Genomic DNA, 18,442 nt, shown 5'->3' on the forward strand with positions numbered 1-18,442 from the left:
AAGGGCCTTGCATGTGCAAGGCCCTTTTTATTGGCGGGGACGATGGCGCTGAAATAGCGTGGAGGTTTTGTCATTTCAATGTTTCTTGTATAGTTGAAATTATGCAGAGATAGACGGAGGTTTGCATGAACAAAGCGATCGCTACCAAGGTGTTTGAGTCCCTCGCATCCGGCATTCGTCTCGATGTGTGGCGCCTGCTGGTCAAGTCGGGTCTGGAAGGCATGGTGGCCGGCCAGCTTGCCAGCGAGCTCGACATAGCCCCGAATACCCTCTCGTTTCACCTCAAGGCCATGTTGCACGCGGGCCTGCTCTCGGTGGAGCAGGAGGGGCGTTTCTTGCGCTATCGCGCCAATATCCCCCTGATGCTGGATCTTATCGGTTACCTCACCGAGGAGTGCTGCGCCGGTCATCCAGAGGCCTGCGGGGTGGGAGGTGTCGAGTCCCTCTGTGCGCCTGCCTGTTGTGATAAAGAGTAAGGGCACTGTCTGCCCGCCATTCGTTACCCTTCTGGGAGTCTCTTCATGAGTACCAATGCCTGCTGCGATCTGCCCGTCAGCAAAAAAATGCGTTTTCTAGACCGTAATCTGACCCTCTGGATCTTTGTCGCCATGGCCATCGGGGTTGGGATTGGCTATCTGTTTCCCCAGGTCTCCGAGTGGAACGAGGCCATGTCGATCGGGACCACCAATATCCCGCTGGCCATTGGCCTGATCCTGATGATGTACCCGCCGCTGGCCAAGGTGAACTACGCCACCATGGGGGCCATGACCCGGGATCGCCGCGCCATCACCCTCTCATTGGTGATGAACTGGCTGGTGGGCCCCATCTTGATGTTCGTCATCGCGCTGGTGTTTTTGCACGATCAGCCGGGCTATATGGTGGGGTTGATCTTGATAGGTCTGGCGCGCTGCATCGCCATGGTGCTGGTGTGGAACGATCTCGGCGGCGGCAGCAAGGAGTACGGCGCCGGCCTGGTGGCGCTCAACAGTGCATTCCAGATCCTGACCTACAGCTTTATGGCCTGGTTGTTCATTACCGTGCTGCCACCGCTGTTTGGCCTGCAGGGCTTTGCAGTGGACATCACCATGCTGGATATCGCGCAAAGCGTGCTGATCTATCTGGGCATTCCCTTTCTGGCAGGCTTCCTGAGCCGTCACTATCTGGTCAAGGCGAAAGGGGAGAAGTGGTACACCGAGCGTTTTATTCCGGCAATTTCCCCCATCACGCTGATCGCGCTGCTGCTCACTATCGTGCTGATGTTCAGCCTCAAGGGCGAGATGATCGTCGAACTGCCCATGGATGTGCTGCGGGTTGCTGTACCCTTGGTGGTCTACTTCGTGCTGATGTTCTTCACCAGCTTCCTGGTTGGCAAGAAACTGGGCATCCCCTATGACAAGAACGCCTCCATCGCCTTTACCGCCACTGGCAACAACTTCGAGCTGGCCATCGCCGTCGCCATCGCGGTGTTCGGGCTGAGCTCGGATCAGGCCTTTGCCGGGGTGATCGGCCCGCTGGTGGAGGTTCCCGTACTGATCGCCCTGGTCAATGTCGCCCTGCGCATGAAGCGCTCTTATACCAACCCAGAGAACCCATCATGAATGACGCCCACATCACCATCTACCACAACCCGGCCTGCGGCACCTCCCGCAATACGCTGGCGCTTATCCGCAACTCAGGCGTTGAGCCGACCGTCATCCACTATCTGGAGACACCGCCCAGTCGCGACACCCTGCTGGCCTTGATTGCCGCCATGGGCATGCCGGTTCGCGACCTGCTGCGCCAGAACGTGCCCCCCTATGAGGCGCTGGGACTGGCCGAGACCAAGTTCAGCGACGATGAACTGGTCGATGCCATGCTGGTGCACCCCATCCTGATCAACCGTCCCATCGTGGTGACACCGCTTGGCACCAAGCTGTGCCGCCCGTCAGAAGTGGTGCTGGATATTCTGCCGAGCCCCCAGCAAGAAGCCTTCAGCAAGGAAGATGGAGAGCAGGTGGTGGATGCACAAGGCCGGCGCATCGGCTGACTCCGACCGCGACGTGAATGGCGATGATGTTGGATCGCTATGACGGGGCCATTGCCTTGCCGGTTGCACTCGGGGCAGGATGAGGGGCGGGGCGATTGACTCGGCCCTGATCCCGCACAAATTCAGCACAAGGAGTGGCAATGGACAGTACCCAGCGATTCTCGACCCGGGTCGAGGCTTATGTGAAATATCGGCCAAGTTATCCTGCCGCCATGCTCGATTTTCTGGCCAGCGAGTTGGCCATGGGGCCGGCTGCCCGGGTGGCCGATATCGGGGCCGGCACCGGCATCCTGACCGCGCTGCTGGCCCCCCGGGTGGCGCAAGTCTGGGCGGTCGAGCCAAATGCGGAGATGCGCGGGGCGGCCCGGCACCAGCTGCAGGCAGTGGCCAATATCGAGTGGCAGGATGGCAGTGCCGAAGCCACCGGTCTGGCGGACGGGTCGGTGGATCTGGTGACGGTGGCGCAGGCGTTTCACTGGTTTGATCGCGCCGCCTTCAAGCAGGAGTGCCGGCGGCTGCTCAGACCCGGTGGCCGGGTTGCCCTCATCTGGAACGACCGGCTGACCGACACCCCATTTCTCAAGGCTTATGAGGCGGGGCTGCGTACCTATTCGGGGGATTACGAGGAGGTCAATCACCGCAATCTGGGTGAAGGGGACTTCCAGGCCTTCTTCGAGGGGGAGTACCGGCTCGATCGTTTCGCCAACCGCCAGCTGTTCGATCTCGACGGAGTGCTGGGGCGGCTCAACTCCTCTTCCTATGCCCCGGTCGCCGGCTCGCAAGCCCATGCCGCGCTGACGGCGTTGATCACCCGGGAATTTGCCCGCCATGCGGCCGATGGCGTGATTGCTTTCAATTACGACACCCTGCTCTACAGCGGCCGGGTGTAGCAGGGGCCCAGATAAACAGCGGGCCCTTGCCACCGGTGGCGAGGGCCCGCAAGGGCATGGCTGATCCTGTTCGCAGCGGTGGGCTGTGGTGCCTGCGCTAACTCTTGTTTAACCCCAGCATGGCCATTGCCTTGGCCAGGGTATCGACGGACTCCTGATGCTTGCCCGCCTTGTGCAGGACTTCCCCCTCGGCTCGCAGCTTCTTCACTTCGGCCAGTTTGTCGGCGCTGAGGGCGGGTTTGGCGGCGAGGGCATCATCGATCTTCTTCATGTCGGCGGGGCAGTGAAAGGCGAGGGCGCTGCCGGTAAAGAGCAGGCTGGCCAAAAGCAGGGCTGGTTTCATGTCGGCTGTCTCCACTGTGATGACCATGATGGGACGCTCCATCATGGGATACCCAGCAAGCATAGCCCGCGGTCTGCGCCCTGGCGGGGCGCTCGGGTTGAAGTGGGCGGGAAGCAGACGGTACCATGGTTGTTTTGCTCACGATTGAGCCAATCAGGGAGACCCCATGACACTCGCAAGGTTCCTCTCACCCCTGACCAGTCTGGTGATCTTCATTCTGGGCCATGGCATGTTCAACACCCTGCTGACGGTGCGCCTGTCTGCCGAGCAGGTATCGGCCCAGGCCATCGGCCTGGTATCGGCCGCCTACTTCGGCGGTCTGGTGCTGGGGGCCTTCGTCAATGCCCGCCTCATCATCCGGGTCGGTCACATCCGGGCTTATGCGGCCTACGCCTCCCTGCTCTGCTTTCTGTTTCTGCTGCACGGCATGGTGGTGGAGCCGCTGAGCTGGGCGGCGCTGCGGCTGCTGGGGGGCTTTGCCACCGGCGGTCTGTTCGTGGTGCTGGAGTCCTGGATGCTGGTCTCCAGCACGCCGGCCAACCGGGGCCGGCTGATGTCCCTCTACATGATCCTGCTCTACGGCTCCCTGGCCATGGGACAGTTGCTGCTCAAGTGGGTGGACCCCATGGTGCTGACCCCGTTTGCCCTGTGCGCCATGGCGGCGACCCTGTCGGTGATCCCGCTGGCGATTTCCCGGGTAGCGACCCCGGCCATGGTGGCGCCCCAGCCGGTCGGTGTGCTGGAGCTGGTGCGCCTCACCCCGGCGGGGATGGGTAGTAGCTTTACCTCCGGCCTCATTCTCGGGGCCATCTACGGCCTGCTGCCGCTCTATTTTACCGACAGCGGTTCGTCGCTCTCCAAGGTGGCGGACATGATGGCGCTGGTGATCCTGGGGGGCATGTGCCTGCAGTACCCCATCGGTCGTCTCTCCGATCGCTACGACAGGCGGCTGGTGATCCTGCTGCTCGGCGCCGTGCTGGCGCTGCTGGCCCTGTTGATGGTGCTGCTGCCCGCCGGCTGGCGCGAGCCGCTGATGGGTGGCCTGGTGTTCCTGCTGGGCGGCATGGCGTTCTCTATCTACCCCTTGAGCCTCAGCCACGCCTGCGACGAGCTGCGCCCGGATCAGGTGCTGGGGGCCAATCAGGGGTTGCTGCTCGCCTATAGCTTGGGCGCCATGACCGGGCCGTTGCTGGCGCCTTTTGTCATGGCGCAGTTCGGGCCAGAGGGGCTATTCGTCTACTTCGCTCTCTGTGGCCTGCTGCTGGCGGGGTATCTCGGCTGGCGCAAGCGGCAACGAGCGCCCATTCCGCTGGCCGATCACCAGGTGTTCATCCCGGTGCCGCCCAATACCCCCATGACGGCGGAGCTGGAGCCGAGAACGGATCTGGCTGGGGAGGCGGTACCCGCCAGCTATGCCATACCCGGATCGGAGGAGGGTCAGCAGACGAAGGCCGGCTGAGTCGCGGGTTAGTAGCAACAAAAAAAGCCGACTCACTGAGTCGGCTTTTTGTTTATCTGGTCGCTATCAGGCGGTGACGGCGTCAGCTTTGGTCGCTTCCGGCGCCGGATTGCGAATGAGGTAATCAAACGCCCCCAGTGCGGCGGTCGCCCCGGCGCCCATGGAGATGATGATCTGCTTGAACGGCACCGTGGTGGCATCCCCTGCGGCGTAGACGCCGGGCAGGGAGGTGGCGCCCTTGGTGTCGATATCGATCTCGCCAAAGCGGGTCAGGGCCACGTCGCTCCCTTTCAGGAACTCGGTGTTCGGCACCAGACCGATCTGGACGAAGATACCCGCCACCGCCAGATGCTTGATCTCGCCGGTGGTGCGATCTTCGTAATCCATGCCCACCACCTTGCTGCCATCACCGATCACTTCGGTGGTGCGGGCGCTCATGATGATGTCGATGTTGCCCATGGAGCGGGCCTTCTTCTGCAGTACCTCGTCGGCGCGCAGGGTGTCGGCGAATTCCACCACGGTGACGTGCTCGACAATACCGGCCAGATCGATGGCCGCCTCGATGCCGGAGTTGCCGCCACCGATCACCGCAACCCGCTTGCCCTTGAAGAAGGGGCCGTCACAGTGCGGGCAGTAGGCCACGCCCTTGGTGCGGTACTCGAGCTCGCCCGGCACGTTCAGGTCGCGCCAGCGGGCACCGGTCGCCAGGATCACGGCGCGGCTCTTGAGGGTAGCGCCAGAGGCGAGATCCACGTTGACGTAGCCATCCTTGCTGATGGCGGCGGCGCGCTGCTCGGTGATCACTTCCACGCCGTACTGCTTGACGTGCTGCTCCAGGCTCGCAGCCAGTTTGGGGCCTTCGGTGTAGGGCACGGAGATGAAGTTCTCGATGCCGACGGTGTCCATCACCTGGCCACCGAAACGCTCGGCGACGATGGCGGTGCGAATGCCTTTGCGAGCGGCATAGATGGCGGCGGCGGCGCCGGCCGGGCCACCACCGACGACCAGTACGTCGTAAGGCGCTTTTGCGCTCAGCTCTTCAGCTTTGCGTTCGGCGGCGCCGGTGTCGAGCTTGGCGACGATCTCTTCCAGCGAAATGCGGCCCTGGCTGAACGGCTGACCGTTCAGGTAGACGTTCGGTACCGCCATGATCTGACGCTCGTTGACCTCGTCCTGGAACAGGGCACCGTCGATCATGGTGTGGGTGATGCCGGGGTTCAGGGTCGCCATCAGGTTCAGCGCCTGCACCACGTCCGGGCAGTTGTGGCAGGAGAGCGAAATGTAAGTCTCGAAGTGGAACTCGCCCTTGAGGTTGCGGATCTGCTCCTGCACGGCCAGATCGGCCTTGGAGGGGTGACCGCCGCTTTGCAGCAGGGCAAGGACCAGGGAAGTAAATTCATGACCCATGGGGATGCCGGCAAAATGAACGCGCGGGGCCTGGCCCTTCGGCGCGACGCTCATGGAAGGCTTGCGGGCGGCAGTGCCATCGGTCATGGCAATCTTGGGGGACATCTCGCTGATCTCTGTGGCCAATGCCAGCAGTTCGGCGGATTTGTCGCTGTCGTTGCCGGACACGCTGATCTCGATGGGATTGACGATGTACTGCAGATAGGTGTTCAGCTGTTGTTTGAGGTTGGTATCCAACATCTTCGAATTCCTTCTTTTGATTGCGGGTCGGCGTTTTGTCAGGCCAGAAAGCAGACCGGCCCTTGAACGGGCCGGTCTTCAGAGCGGGGAGGCTTAGATTTTGCCTACCAGATCCAGGGACGGAGCCAGGGTGGCGTCGCCTTCTTTCCACTTGGCCGGGCACACTTCACCCGGGTGAGCGGCAACGTACTGGGCAGCCTTGACCTTGCGCAGCAGCTCCAGGGCGTCACGGCCGATACCGCCGGCGTTGATTTCAACGATCTGGATGATGCCTTGCGGGTCGATGACGAAGGTGCCGCGGTCAGCCAGACCGGCTTCTTCGATCATTACGCCGAAGTTGCGGGTGATGGTGCCGGTCGGGTCGCCGATCATCGGGTACTGGATCTTCTGGATGGTGTCAGAAGTGTCGTGCCAGGCCTTGTGGGTGAAGTGGGTGTCGGTGGAGACGGAGTAGATCTCGACGCCCAGCTTCTGGAATTCGGCGTAGTTGTCGGCCAGGTCGCCCAGCTCGGTCGGGCAGACGAAGGTGAAGTCAGCCGGGTAGAAGAACACCACGGACCACTTGCCTTTCAGGTCAGCGTCAGACACCTGAACGAATTTGCCATTGTGGTAGGCGGTGGCGTTGAACGGCTTGATTTCAGTGTTGATGTAGGTAGACATGTATTTGCTCCTTGGTGATGTACATATGCCTGTCTGGGTTTGAAGAGTCGTGCCGGACGAGGCGTTTAACTTTCGATGGATTCATCATAGGGACTTTTCCTAATCGATCAAAGCCGCAATTTTGAATCACTTAAATCTACTTATTAGATAAACCATGGCTGCTGTACCTAACATGAATATCGCCGGCATGCCGGGATAACTCCTTGTCGAGATTCAACATCTGTGCGCGGCTTCGGTTTTTCAAGGGGAGAGTGGCAGTCTGCCAACCGCAGAGAAGTGGGGGTTGCCACCTTGCAATATGCAGGCGCCAGTACGCACTGGGCGAGGGGAGGGGAAACGCGCAGATAAAAAAATCCCGGCGTCGTCGCAAGGACAAGGCCGGGTCATCAAACAAGGAATGGCTATATAAACAAAAGCTTTACAGCAAAGACTAACTACGGGGTGTGCAAACTTGCAGACATATGAGAGGAAGAGGACGGGTGCACAATCCCTCGTCTTCCGCTCGGCAACTATTGCATGACGGCCATGATAGTGTGATGCAGATCACAAAGCAAGGTTGTGGTGTAATTTTTCAATCAAAATGAAAGGGTTTCAGCTTTATTGCCGATCAAGTACGCTGAAAACGCTCTTATTGTAATTTTATTACATGAAATTGAGATCAAAAGTCGCCAGGCGGCTCCTGCTCCTCCATCAGTTCCAGCAGGTTGATGGCGACGGCAATGAAGTCCGACTCGGTGACGATGCCGATCAACTTGCGCCCTTTGAGTACCGGCAGGCAGCCGTATCTGTGCCGCTGCAGGTAGAGCGCCGCCTCCTTGATGCCGGCATGGGGATCCACGCTCGCCACCTGGCGGGTCATGATCTCGTCGAGCTGCACGCTGTCGGTGAACTCCGCCTCCCGCTCCGGATTGATCAGCAGCAGTTTGGACTCGCGGGTGGCCAGGATGTCGGAGAGGGTGACCAGGCCCAGCAGATGATGCTGTTCGTCAACGATGGGGATGTGGCGGATCCGCTCCTGCTGCATCAGATCCATCGCCTGTTTGACGCTGTTTTCCGGACCCAGGGTGAAGGGGTGTTCAGTCATGATCTCGGATAGGGTCATCATGGTGGGCCTCCTTGTGTATCTGCTTTCACCCTAGCCCAGCCCCCCTCGGCAAAACATGATCAGGGTCAATACAAAACCTTAAAGGTTTTTTAACTGGCCCTGCTTCACATAATTGCTCGCTATCCCTTGTCTGCCTTGGGTTTTTGGTCTTTTGGGTTGCCTTGGAAGAAGGGGATAACTAGACTAGCCGCCGATTCCCCCCGAGGTGAAAGATGCAAGTATCCGATTTTCATTTTGATCTGCCAGACGAGCTGATTGCCCGCTATCCCATGACGGAACGTACCGCCAGTCGTCTGTTGCAGCTCGATGGTCAAACTGGCGCACTGCGCCACGGTCAATTTGTGGATGTGCTGGACCAGCTCAACCCCGGCGATCTGCTGGTATTCAACAACACCCGTGTCATTCCGGCGCGCATGTTTGGCCAGAAGGCCAGCGGCGGCAAGCTGGAGGTGCTGGTGGAGCGGATGCTGGACGAGCACAGCGTGCTGGCCCATGTGCGCTCTTCCAAATCGCCCAAGCCCGGTACCCGGCTCATTCTGGATGGCGGGGCCGACGGCGAGAAAGTCGAAGCCGAGATGCGTGCCCGTCACGATGCCCTGTTCGAGATCCACTTCCTCGACCCCCGCCCTGTGCTGGAGATCCTGGAAGCCATCGGCCACATGCCGCTGCCCCCTTACATCGACCGTCCCGATGAGGATGCCGACAAGGAGCGCTATCAGACTGTCTACAACCAGAAGCCGGGTGCCGTGGCGGCGCCGACTGCCGGGTTGCACTTCGATGAGCCGCTGCTCGAGAAAATTCGTGCCAAGGGGGTGGAAACGGCGTTCGTCACCCTGCACGTCGGGGCGGGCACCTTCCAGCCGGTGCGGGTGGACAAGATTGAAGATCACCACATGCACTCGGAGTATGCCGAGGTGCCGCAAGAGGTGGTGGACGCCATCGCCGCGACTCGCGCCCGCGGTGGCCGGGTGATTGCGGTGGGGACTACTTCGGTGCGATCGCTGGAGAGCGCGGCCAAGGTGACCCTGGCTCAGGGCAAGCCGCTGGCGCCGTTCTTCAGCGACACCGACATCTTCATCTTCCCTGGTTACCAGTTCCAGGTGGTCGATGCCATGGTCACCAACTTCCATCTGCCGGAGTCGACCCTGATCATGCTGGTCAGCGCCTTTGCCGGCTACGACAACGTGATGGCGGCCTACCAGGCGGCCGTGGCCGAGCAGTACCGTTTCTTCAGCTACGGGGACGCCATGTTCGTCACCCGTCGCCGGGCGCAGGCATAAGCCGCGCCCTTTATACCGGGCCCTCGGGCCCCCTACTGTCAGACTGTTTCTCTGACGCAACGAGGTAGCAATGAAATTTGAACTGAAAACCACTGACGGCCGTGCCCGTCGCGGCCAGCTGGTATTCGAGCGCGGCACCGTGCAGACCCCGGCCTTTATGCCGGTCGGCACCTACGGCACCGTCAAGGGGATGACCCCGGAAGAGGTGCGTGAGACCGGCGCCCAGATCCTGCTCGGCAACACCTTCCACCTCTGGCTGCGGCCGGGGCAGGAAGTGATGCGCGCCCACGGCGATCTGCATGACTTCATGAACTGGCAGGGCCCGATCCTGACCGACTCCGGCGGTTTCCAGGTGTTCAGCCTGGGGCACATCCGCAAGATCACCGAGGCGGGGGTGCACTTCCGTCACCCCATCAATGGCGAGAAGATCTTCCTCGACCCCGAGAAATCCATGGAGATCCAGTACGATCTGGGCTCCGACATCGTGATGATCTTCGATGAGTGCACGCCGTACCCGGCCACTTACGAAGAGGCGCGCAAGTCGATGGAGATGTCCCTGCGCTGGGGCAAGCGCTCGCGCGACAAGTTCGATGCGCTCGGCAACAAGAACGCCCTGTTCGGCATCATCCAGGGTTCCGTGTACGAAGACCTGCGGGATGTGTCGCTGGAAGGTCTCTTGGAGATCGGCTTCGACGGCTACGCGGTCGGTGGTCTGGCGGTGGGTGAGCCGAAAGAGGACATGCATCGCATCCTCGAGCACGTCTGCCCGAAAATCCCGGCCGACAAACCGCGTTACCTGATGGGCGTGGGCAAGCCGGAAGATCTGGTGGAAGGGGTGCGCCGCGGCATCGACATGTTCGACTGCGTGATGCCGACCCGCAACGCCCGCAACGGCCACCTGTTCACCACCGACGGAGTGGTCAAGATCCGCAACGCCAAGTATCGCGAGGACACCAGCACCCTGGATGCCGACTGCGATTGCTACACCTGCAAGAACTACACCCGCAGTTATTTGTACCATCTGGACAAGTGCAACGAGATCCTCGGTGCTCGTCTGAACACCATTCACAACCTGCGTTATTACCAGCGTGTGATGCAGGGTTTGCGGGACGCGATCGAGCAGGGTAAATTAGACGACTTTGTAACTGAGTTTTACCGTCGGCAAGGGAAGCCCGTGCCTCCGTTAGCTGAAAATGACGTGAAATAACAACGATATATAAGCTAGTTTTCAAATCTACATCAATAAGAGGTTGTTAAATGAGCATTATCTCCAAGGCGTATGCAGAAGGCGCAGTTCCGGGTGCACAGGGTGGTGGCATGGAAATGATCATCATGCTGGCCGTATTCGGCCTCATCTTCTACTTCATGATCTATCGCCCCCAGGCCAAGCGCGCCAAAGATCACCGCAACCTGATGAGCTCCCTCTCCAAGGGTGACGAAGTCCTCACTTCCGGTGGCTTGGTCGGCAAGATCGCCAAAGTATCCGCCGACAGCGAATACCTCGTGCTGGCCCTGAACGATCAGACCCAGGTCACCATCAAACGTGACTTCGTCTCTGCCGTTCTGCCCAAGGGTTCTATCCAGTCCCTCTAATCTCCCGAGGAGCACAGCGTGTTAAATCGCTATCCGCTGTGGAAATACCTGATGGTGGTCGTGGTGATCGCCATCGGTTTTCTATATGCAGCCCCCAATCTTTACGGCGAAGACCCGGCCTTGCAGATCTCTGCCAGCCGGGGGGCCGAAGTCAAGCTGGACACCCTTGATCTGGTGAAAGAGACGCTCGATGCGGCTCAGATCCCGGTCAAGCATGCAGCGTTCGAGCACGGCTTCATCCTGGTTCGTTTCAAAAATACCGAAGAGCAGCTCAAGGCGCGCGACATCGTCGCCAACAAGCTGGGCGACAACTTCATTACCGCTCTCAACCTGGCCCCTTCCACACCTGCCTGGCTCGAAGCCATTGGCGCCAACCCGCTCAAGCTGGGTCTGGACCTGCGCGGCGGTGTGCACTTCCTGATGGAAGTGGACATGGCCGAGGCGCTGACCAAGCAGCAAGAGCAGATGGTGCAGGATTTCCGCTCCGAGCTGCGTACCCAGAAGATCCGTTATTCCGGCGTGCGCCGGGCCGGTGATCAGGTACAGGTGCTGTTCCGTGACGAGGCCGATCAGGCCAAGGCCATCTCTCACCTGCGTCGTCAGAACCCGGATCTCACCTTCACCACCGAGCAGAAGGGGGACGAGTTCGTCCTGCTGGCCGGTCTGAGTGAAGCCAAGATCAAGGAAGTGAAGAAGTACGCCCTCGAGCAGAACATCACCATCATCCGCAACCGGGTGAACGAGCTGGGCGTGGCCGAGCCGCTGGTACAACAGCAGGGTGCCGAGCGCATCGTGGTGGAACTGCCCGGCATTCAGGACACCGCCCGTGCCAAGGAGATCCTGGGCGCGACCGCGACCCTGGAATTCCACATGGTCGATGAGACCGCCGACATCCAGGCTGCGGCCGATGGTCGGGTGCCGCCGAGCTCCAAGGTCTACAACGATCGCAACGGACGTCCGGTGGTGCTGCAAAAACGCATCATCCTGACCGGTGACCACATCGTGGGTGCCCAGTCCGGTTTCGACGAATACAGCCGTCCCCAGGTCAACATCAAGCTTGATGGCCAGGGTGGCAACAAGATGGCCAACTTTACCAAGGACAACGTTGGTAAGGGCATGGCGACCGTGTTCATCGAATACAAGCCGGTCGGTCAGCCGGGTCCGGACGGCAAGCGCAAGTTCCGCAAGCAGGAGGAGGTGATCAACGTCGCCACCATCCAGTCGCGCCTTGGCAGCCAGTTCCGCATCACCGGCATCGACAACGCCAACGAAGCCCACAACCTGGCGCTGCTGCTGCGTGCCGGTGCGCTGATCGCCCCGATCCAGATCGTCGAAGAGCGCACCATAGGCCCGAGCCTGGGTCAGCAGAACATCGACAGCGGTATGGAAGCCATCGGCTGGGCCATGCTGGTGATCGTGCTGTTCATGGGGATCTACTACCGTGCGTTCGGCTGGGTGGCCAACATCGCCCTCACCATGAACCTGGTGCTGATCGTCGGTATCATGTCGATGATCCCGGGGGCCACCATGACCCTGCCGGGCATTGCCGGTATCGTCTTGACGCTGGGCATGGCGGTGGATGCCAACGTGCTGATCTACGAGCGTATTCGTGAAGAGATCCGCAACGGTCGTGGGGTGCAGCAGGCCATCCATCTGGGCTTTGATCGGGCGTTCTCGACCATCGCCGACTCCAACGTCACCTCGCTCATCACCTGTGTGATCCTGTTCGGTATCGGTACCGGCGCCATCAAGGGCTTCGCCCTGACGCTGGGGATTGGTCTGAGTGCTTCCATGTTTACCGCCATCACGGTCTCCCGCGCCATCATCAACCTGGCCTGGGGTGGACGGCGCCTCGACAAGCTGCCGATCTAAGGAAGAGACATGTTTCAGATTCTACATTTTGAAAAGCCCATTCCCTTCATGCGCTATGCCAGGCCGGGTGTGGTCTTCTCTACCCTGCTGATGGTGATCTCCCTGTTCTTCCTGTTCGATCGGGGTTTGAACTGGGGTCTGGACTTCACCGGTGGTACCACCATCGAGGTGGGTTTCCAGCAGTCGGTGAGCCTGGACAAGGTGCACCAGGTGCTGGACGAGCAGAAGATTGAAGGGGCGACCCTGCAACACTTCGGCTCCAGCCGTGACGTACTGTTCCGCCTGACCCCGAAAGAGGGGGTCAAGGTGGAGCAGCAGGGCAACGAGGTGCTGGCGGCGGCCAAGCTGATCGATCCTGCGGCCGTGCTCAAGCGCGTCGAGTTCGTCGGCCCTTCGGTGGGTGACGAGCTGGCGACCGACGGTGCGCTGGCCATGCTGGCCTCCATCATCTGTATCCTGATCTACGTGGCGGTGCGCTTCGAATGGCGTCTGGCCATGGGGGGTATTCTCTCCCTGGTGCACGACGTGGTGATCACCCTCGGCGTCTTTGCCTACTTCCAGTACGAGTTCGACCTGACCGTGCTGGCGGCATTGATGACCCTGGTGGGTTACTCCCTGAACGACACCATCGTAGTGTTCGACCGACTGCGGGAGAACTTTCGCAAGGTGCGCAAGGGGGATACCGAGTACATCCTGGATCTCTCCATGACGGAGACCCTGAGCCGGACCATCATCACCTCGGGGTTGACCTTCGTGGTGGTGCTGGCACTGCTGCTCAAGGGCGGTCCGCTGATCCACGGTTTCTCGGTGGCCATGGTGATCGGTGTCGCCTTCGGTACCTACTCCTCCATCTATGTGGCGAGCTCGTTCGCCATGTTCTTCGGGGTCAAGCGGGAGCACATGCTGCCGACCCAGGTGGAAAAAGAGGGCGCGGATCAGCAAGAGATCCTGCCGTAAATGACAAGGGCGCCGCGAGGCGCCCTTTCTCTTATCGTCCGGGTGAGTCATTATGACGGTCTCACCCACGGCTGTTGGCCAACAGGCAAGGAGCAAGCCATGCAACACAATCCCCGTTTTCTGGCACTGGTAGAGGCCATTCGTCCCCATGTGCGGGAGACCGATGTGCACCAGATCAAACGCTGGCAAGATGAGGGGCGCACCTTTCACCTGGTCGACGTGCGGGAAGAGAGCGAGTGGGCCAGGGGCCATCTGCCGGGGGCGACCTACCTCGGCCGTGGTGTGATCGAGCGGGACATCGAGACCCGTTACCCGGATCCTGACACCGAGCTCTACCTCTATTGTGGTGGCGGATTTCGCTCCATTCTGGTGGCGGAGAACCTGCAGAAGATGGGCTATGGCCGGGTGGTCAGCGTCGATGGTGGCTTTCGGGGCTGGTGTGATGCCGGATACCCTGTCGAATCCTGATTTATTTGAGGGAGAGAGGCTCAGCCACATGACAAAGTGTCGGCTGACCTTTACCATATGCCGGGTCAAGCGTAAGCGTCGGAGTGTTCATTGAACGTCAGGAAAGGGATTGGATACCTCCTTGGTATCCTGTTGCTGCTCCCCATGTGGGGTTGCAGCAGTAGCAGTCAGGTTGAAGCGCCTCAAGTTCCCAAGCCGCAACCCGCTTCACTGGTATTGGCGACCCCCCTGCAGGTCTCTTACCAGAGCGAGTTGGCGTTGGCGCGACTCGGGCAGATGCTCAGTGAGATGGAATTGACCACGGAGCAACGGGCTGAACTGTTTTATGAGCGTGCTGTCGTGTTTGACCGGGTAGGCTTGCGCTCCCTGGCGCGGCTGGATTTCAACCGCGCCTTGCGGGAGAAGCCGGATTTCGCCGAAGCCTACAACTTCATCGGCGTCTATCTGGTGCAGCAGCAGAATTATGACGAGGCCTACGAGGCATTTGATTCCGCCCTCGAGCTGGCTCCCGATTATGACTATGCCTACCTGAACCGTGGCATTGCGCTCTATTACGGCAATCGTCCCGAGCTGGCCGCGGCCGATATGAAGCGCTTCTACGAGGCGCAGCCGGAAGATCCCTATCGGGTGATCTGGCTCTATCTGGCCGAACAGAAGCTCAATGCACCGGCCGCCATGAGCCGGATGCGCGAGCGGCTCAACAAGTACGATGACGATGCCTGGAACTGGGATCTGGTGCGCCTCTATACCGGCGAACTCAATGCCACCCAGTTGATGGGCAATGTGGTGAAAGGGGTGAAGGACAACCGGGAGCTCGCCGAGCGCCTGTGCGAAACCTACTTCTACCTCGGCAAGTTTGAACTGGCCAAGGGCAACCGCAAGGAAGCCATCAGCTACTTCAAGCTGGCGCTCGCCAACAACGTGTATGACTTCATCGAGCACAGATATGCCCTGCTGGAGCTGGAGCTGATGGCGCGCAAACCCCTGCCGCCCGGTGCCCAGAGTGCCCAGGGCAAGAGCAGCAAGCAGGCATCCTGAGCTTGCCCTGTTGCCGGTTTGAATGATGTAGAAAAGGCCTCACTGCGAGGCCTTTTTGCTGTCCGGGTGTCAGATGCGAGGGGGGGAGTCACCCCCGTCAGAGGGTACACCGCCGGCTCACTGCGCCAGCATCATGCCGGGGATCTGGCGCCAGTAGCCGTTGCAGTCGCGCTCCTGCTGCAGGGGCAGGGGAGCCTGGCCCTGCTGGTTGGCCTTGAAGCGCTCCAGCATCGTCAGGGTGTCCAGCCCCTCGGGGGAGAGGCGCACCACATCCACCAGCCCCTCCATCCCGGCCAGATCGTTGCCCAGGTTGTAGCAGTAACCGGATTGGGTCTGGATGCCGTTGAGGTTGAACACCTTCTGCCCCTCGCGGCTGCTGGCGAGCCGGCCGGTGGGGTAGTCGATGCAGGCCAGTTCGCAGTTGTCCTTGGGCCGGTCGAGGGAGCGGGCGGTGAAGCAGCGTGCCGAGTAGGCGAGCGGCAGGTGGCCGTAGGCGAACACCTCCACCTCGAACTGCTGGCGGGCAGCGCCCAGATCCTGATTGAGCTGCACCAGCCAGTCCCGTGAGAGCTCCACCGGCATCACCCAGCGCTGCATCCCCTGTTTGAGCAGCATGCGCAGCACGTCGGCGTTGTAGGCGTTGATGGCGGGGCCGCAGACGAACGGCAGCCCGGCTTCGCTGGCGAGCTGGACTGCCCCCAGATCGTTGGCCTCGATCATCAGCTCGCCGTTGTCGACCAGCCGCTTGACCTCCTTGAGCTCGGAGGGGGCGGAGATGAGCGCCAGCGTGGAGAGCACCGCCTGCTTGCCCGAGCCGGCTACCTGATGGGCGAGGGCAATCCAGTCGTCCACTTTCAGTTCGCGGCGCTTGCTGCAGACGGTTTCCCCCAGATAGACGATGTCGGCCTGGCTGGCGGCGGCGGCCTGATAGAAGCCCTGGGTGTCGGCCTTGGGCCAGTAGAAGAGCAGGGGGCCGAGAGAGAATTTCATGAACAGGGCTCCTTATTGCCACTGGCGATGATAGGCACCGAGGGTGGTCTGGCTCCCCTCGGAGACGCGGGCGAGCTGGGCATCCCACTCGGCCTTGACCTGATAGGCTTCCGGGTTGGCCTGATAGGCGTCGATGGCGGCGCGCCAGACCCGGGTGACCTGCTCCACGTAGGCGGGGCTGCGTTGGCGTCCTTCAATCTTGACCGACTGGATACCGGTCTGGAACAGCTCGGGCAACAGGCCAAGGGTGTTGAGGCTGGTGGGCTCCTCCAGCGCGTGGTAGGTCTGGCCATCCACCTCGAAGCGGCCCTTGCACAGGGTCGGGTAGCCGGCGTTTTCCCCTGGGCCGTAGCGGTCGATCAGCACCTCGTTGAGGCGAGACTCGAGGCCGCTCGGGGTCTCCTCCCAGCGTACGAACTTGGCCGGTGAGCAGGCGCCGACGGTATTGGGGCTCTCGCCGGTCATGTAGGAGGAGAGGTAGCAGCGCCCCTCCGCCATGATGCAGAGGCTGCCGAAGGCGAACACCTCGAGGCCGACGTCGGTCTCGCGGGCCAGCTGCCTCACCTGATGCATGGAGAGGACGCGGGGCAACACCACCCGACCGACGTTGAAGTGCTGCTGGTAGAAGCGGATGGCGGCGGCGTTGGTGGCGCTGGCCTGCACCGAGACGTGCAGCTCCAGATCCGGGTAGCGGCGGCTGGCATAGTCGAGCACGGCGAGGTCGGCGATGATCAGGGCATCGGCCCCCAATGCGGCGCCCTTGTCCACCGCCTGTTGCCAGCGGGCATCGGAGCCCGGGTGGGCGAAGGTGTTGATGGCGATGTGCAGTTTGCGGCCATGCTGGTGCACATAGTCGACCGCTTTCTCCAGCTTGCTGTCGGTGAAGTTGAGCCCGGCGAAATGGCGGGCGTTGGTGTCATCCTTGAAGCCGATATAGACCGCATCGGCCCCGTTATCCACGGCTGTTTTCAGTGCCGGCAAACTGCCTGCCGGACAGAGTAATTCCATCGGGTACGCTCCGAGAGGGCAAAAATGCAAAAGTGGCCCGATTGTATTCACCGGCGTCCTTCCACTTTTTGACCTGAGGCAGCTTTGTGTGGCTTTACCCTTCTTGAGGTAAGTGGGCACAAGTTTGATTTCCAACAGGATCATTGTTGCGGCCCTGTGCTTGAATGCGCAAAAAACTGGGAGTTTATCGTGTTTCAACAACTGCAACGTCGCCTGGTCGAACAGGCTCCCCGCATTCTGCGCCATCCTCTCAAGCTGGTGCCATTTTCCTTGCAGCAGAGCCTGATGGAGCGCCTGCTGGCCAGCGTGTTCAAAGAGGCCATCGCAGATGGCGACTTTGAATTTCTGGCGGGCAAGTGGCTCAAGGTGGAAGTCTCGGATCTGGAGCTCTGCTGGTTCATCAGCGAGCAGGATGGCAAGCTGGTGGTGGCGCGTCATTGCGAACAGGCCGATGTCTGTTTCAGCGGCACCACCAATGACCTCATTCTGATCGCCGGACGCAAGGAAGATCCCGACTCTCTCTTCTTCCAGCGCAAGCTGAAGATTGAAGGGAACACCGAGTTGGGTCTGGAGGTGAAAAACCTGATGGACAGCCTGGATCTGGACGGTTTGCCAAGCCTGGTGCGTTATCCCTTGCTGGATCTTGCCACCTTCATCGAGCGGGCGAAGGCGGGCTCAGCGCAAGAGGCGCACTCTGCGCCGGCGGGTGGGGTTGCGCCTCAGTTGTGAGACCAGCCCATCGGCATGGTGGCGGTAGTGATTGCGAGCCCACAGGCAGCGACAGGCCCACAGACAGGGCAGCAGTGCCAGCAGGGCGCCGGCGTTGGGAAGGCGCGAGAGCAGCAGACCCAGCGCCAGCCAGATGAACGGCTGGGCCTCGTAGAGCCACTCCGGCTGAAACCAGCGTTTGGTCGGGAAGATGACCAGATCGGTACGCCGATAGCTGGATCGCATCATCCAGACGGTGGCGCCGGCGACAAACAGCAAGGTACCCGCCAGCCAGAGCAGCGGGGAGTGGCTGAGCAGGATGATGCCGACCGCCATCAGCAGATAGCAGACTGGCAACCTCTCATAAAGCCAGCGTGGGCACATGTTGCCTCCACTTT

Annotated in this window: 20 protein-coding genes; 13 read left to right on the forward strand and 7 right to left on the reverse strand. The window is 60.8% G+C overall.

Going from position 1 to position 18,442, the window contains the following annotated elements:
• Positions 1–125 precede the first annotated feature (125 nt).
• The 4 genes from ACPW75_RS05985 to ACPW75_RS06000 all read left to right on the forward strand — a co-directional run bounded on the left by ACPW75_RS05985 (position 126) and on the right by ACPW75_RS06000 (position 2,916).
• A complete protein-coding gene (locus ACPW75_RS05985) occupies positions 126–476 on the forward strand; it encodes an ArsR/SmtB family transcription factor (protein WP_041216337.1) in 351 nt (116 codons plus the stop codon).
• A gap of 45 nt (positions 477–521) precedes the next feature.
• Entirely contained in the window at positions 522–1,598 is a 1,077-nt protein-coding gene (gene arsB / locus ACPW75_RS05990; RefSeq protein ID WP_179101458.1) for an ACR3 family arsenite efflux transporter, read from the forward strand.
• Entirely contained in the window at positions 1,595–2,026 is a 432-nt protein-coding gene (gene arsC, locus ACPW75_RS05995; RefSeq protein WP_077096746.1) for a glutaredoxin-dependent arsenate reductase, read from the forward strand. The genes arsB and arsC overlap by 4 nt, the downstream gene beginning before the upstream one ends.
• 140 nt (positions 2,027–2,166) lie before the next feature.
• Positions 2,167–2,916, forward strand: coding sequence for a class I SAM-dependent methyltransferase (locus tag ACPW75_RS06000; RefSeq protein ID WP_077096748.1), 750 nt, complete (start codon positions 2,167–2,169; stop codon positions 2,914–2,916).
• Positions 2,917–3,013: 97 nt separating this feature from the next.
• On the opposite strand, the gene ACPW75_RS06005 is transcribed toward ACPW75_RS06000, so the two are convergent.
• The gene (locus ACPW75_RS06005) at positions 3,014–3,259 is read right to left on the reverse strand and encodes a hypothetical protein (RefSeq protein WP_029301252.1); all 246 of its coding nucleotides are present in this window, start codon (positions 3,257–3,259) and stop codon (positions 3,014–3,016) included.
• 166 nt (positions 3,260–3,425) lie between these two features.
• Here ACPW75_RS06005 and ACPW75_RS06010 point away from each other — a divergent pair, with 166 nt between their 5' ends.
• Entirely contained in the window at positions 3,426–4,718 is a 1,293-nt protein-coding gene (locus tag ACPW75_RS06010) for an MFS transporter (RefSeq protein ID WP_077096749.1), read from the forward strand.
• A 66-nt stretch (positions 4,719–4,784) separates the two neighbouring features.
• On the opposite strand, the gene ahpF is transcribed toward ACPW75_RS06010, so the two are convergent.
• The 3 genes from ahpF to ACPW75_RS06025 form a co-directional block, all read right to left on the reverse strand.
• A complete protein-coding gene (gene ahpF, locus ACPW75_RS06015; protein ID WP_077096751.1) occupies positions 4,785–6,365 on the reverse strand; it encodes an alkyl hydroperoxide reductase subunit F in 1,581 nt (526 codons plus the stop codon).
• Between the two features lie 93 nt (positions 6,366–6,458).
• The gene (gene ahpC, locus ACPW75_RS06020; RefSeq protein ID WP_011705621.1) at positions 6,459–7,025 is read right to left on the reverse strand and encodes an alkyl hydroperoxide reductase subunit C; all 567 of its coding nucleotides are present in this window, start codon (positions 7,023–7,025) and stop codon (positions 6,459–6,461) included.
• A 658-nt stretch (positions 7,026–7,683) separates the two neighbouring features.
• Positions 7,684–8,130, reverse strand: a complete 447-nt coding sequence (locus ACPW75_RS06025; RefSeq protein ID WP_011705622.1) for a CBS domain-containing protein — start codon at positions 8,128–8,130, stop codon at positions 7,684–7,686.
• Between the two features lie 212 nt (positions 8,131–8,342).
• On the opposite strand from ACPW75_RS06025, the gene queA reads away from it, so the two are divergent.
• The 7 genes from queA to nlpI all read left to right on the forward strand — a co-directional run bounded on the left by queA (position 8,343) and on the right by nlpI (position 15,338).
• Positions 8,343–9,410: a tRNA preQ1(34) S-adenosylmethionine ribosyltransferase-isomerase QueA gene (gene queA / locus ACPW75_RS06030; RefSeq protein WP_016350388.1), complete on the forward strand. Its 1,068-nt coding sequence runs from the start codon at positions 8,343–8,345 to the stop codon at positions 9,408–9,410.
• 70 nt (positions 9,411–9,480) lie between these two features.
• Positions 9,481–10,617 carry a tRNA guanosine(34) transglycosylase Tgt gene (gene tgt, locus ACPW75_RS06035; protein WP_016350389.1) on the forward strand — a complete coding sequence of 379 codons (1,137 nt, stop codon included), beginning with the start codon at positions 9,481–9,483 and terminating at the stop codon, positions 10,615–10,617.
• A gap of 50 nt (positions 10,618–10,667) precedes the next feature.
• Entirely contained in the window at positions 10,668–11,003 is a 336-nt protein-coding gene (gene yajC / locus ACPW75_RS06040; protein WP_011705624.1) for a preprotein translocase subunit YajC, read from the forward strand.
• Between the two features lie 18 nt (positions 11,004–11,021).
• The gene (secD, locus tag ACPW75_RS06045) at positions 11,022–12,875 is read left to right on the forward strand and encodes a protein translocase subunit SecD (RefSeq protein ID WP_011705625.1); all 1,854 of its coding nucleotides are present in this window, start codon (positions 11,022–11,024) and stop codon (positions 12,873–12,875) included.
• Between the two features lie 9 nt (positions 12,876–12,884).
• A complete protein-coding gene (secF, locus tag ACPW75_RS06050) occupies positions 12,885–13,832 on the forward strand; it encodes a protein translocase subunit SecF (RefSeq protein ID WP_016350392.1) in 948 nt (315 codons plus the stop codon).
• Positions 13,833–13,931: 99 nt separating this feature from the next.
• Complete coding sequence (locus ACPW75_RS06055; RefSeq protein ID WP_011705627.1) at positions 13,932–14,300, forward strand: rhodanese-like domain-containing protein; 369 nt, start codon at positions 13,932–13,934, stop codon at positions 14,298–14,300.
• Between the two features lie 90 nt (positions 14,301–14,390).
• Entirely contained in the window at positions 14,391–15,338 is a 948-nt protein-coding gene (gene nlpI, locus ACPW75_RS06060; RefSeq protein WP_280940144.1) for a lipoprotein NlpI, read from the forward strand.
• 117 nt (positions 15,339–15,455) lie between these two features.
• On the opposite strand, the gene ACPW75_RS06065 is transcribed toward nlpI, so the two are convergent.
• Both ACPW75_RS06065 and ubiU read right to left on the reverse strand, forming a co-directional pair.
• Positions 15,456–16,328 carry a U32 family peptidase gene (locus ACPW75_RS06065; RefSeq protein ID WP_077096753.1) on the reverse strand — a complete coding sequence of 291 codons (873 nt, stop codon included), beginning with the start codon at positions 16,326–16,328 and terminating at the stop codon, positions 15,456–15,458.
• Positions 16,329–16,340: 12 nt separating this feature from the next.
• Complete coding sequence (gene ubiU, locus ACPW75_RS06070; RefSeq protein ID WP_017410222.1) at positions 16,341–17,336, reverse strand: ubiquinone anaerobic biosynthesis protein UbiU; 996 nt, start codon at positions 17,334–17,336, stop codon at positions 16,341–16,343.
• A 189-nt stretch (positions 17,337–17,525) separates the two neighbouring features.
• Here ubiU and ubiT point away from each other — a divergent pair, with 189 nt between their 5' ends.
• Positions 17,526–18,065: a ubiquinone anaerobic biosynthesis accessory factor UbiT gene (ubiT, locus tag ACPW75_RS06075; RefSeq protein ID WP_039214938.1), complete on the forward strand. Its 540-nt coding sequence runs from the start codon at positions 17,526–17,528 to the stop codon at positions 18,063–18,065.
• On the opposite strand, the gene ACPW75_RS06080 is transcribed toward ubiT, so the two are convergent.
• Positions 18,012–18,428: a hypothetical protein gene (locus tag ACPW75_RS06080; RefSeq protein ID WP_039214895.1), complete on the reverse strand. Its 417-nt coding sequence runs from the start codon at positions 18,426–18,428 to the stop codon at positions 18,012–18,014. The two genes, ubiT and ACPW75_RS06080, sit on opposite strands and share 54 nt — an antisense overlap.
• Positions 18,429–18,442 lie beyond the last annotated feature (14 nt).

This window comes from Aeromonas sp. FL131 (assembly GCF_049860615.1).
Classification (GTDB): Bacteria; Pseudomonadota; Gammaproteobacteria; order Enterobacterales; family Aeromonadaceae; genus Aeromonas; species Aeromonas hydrophila.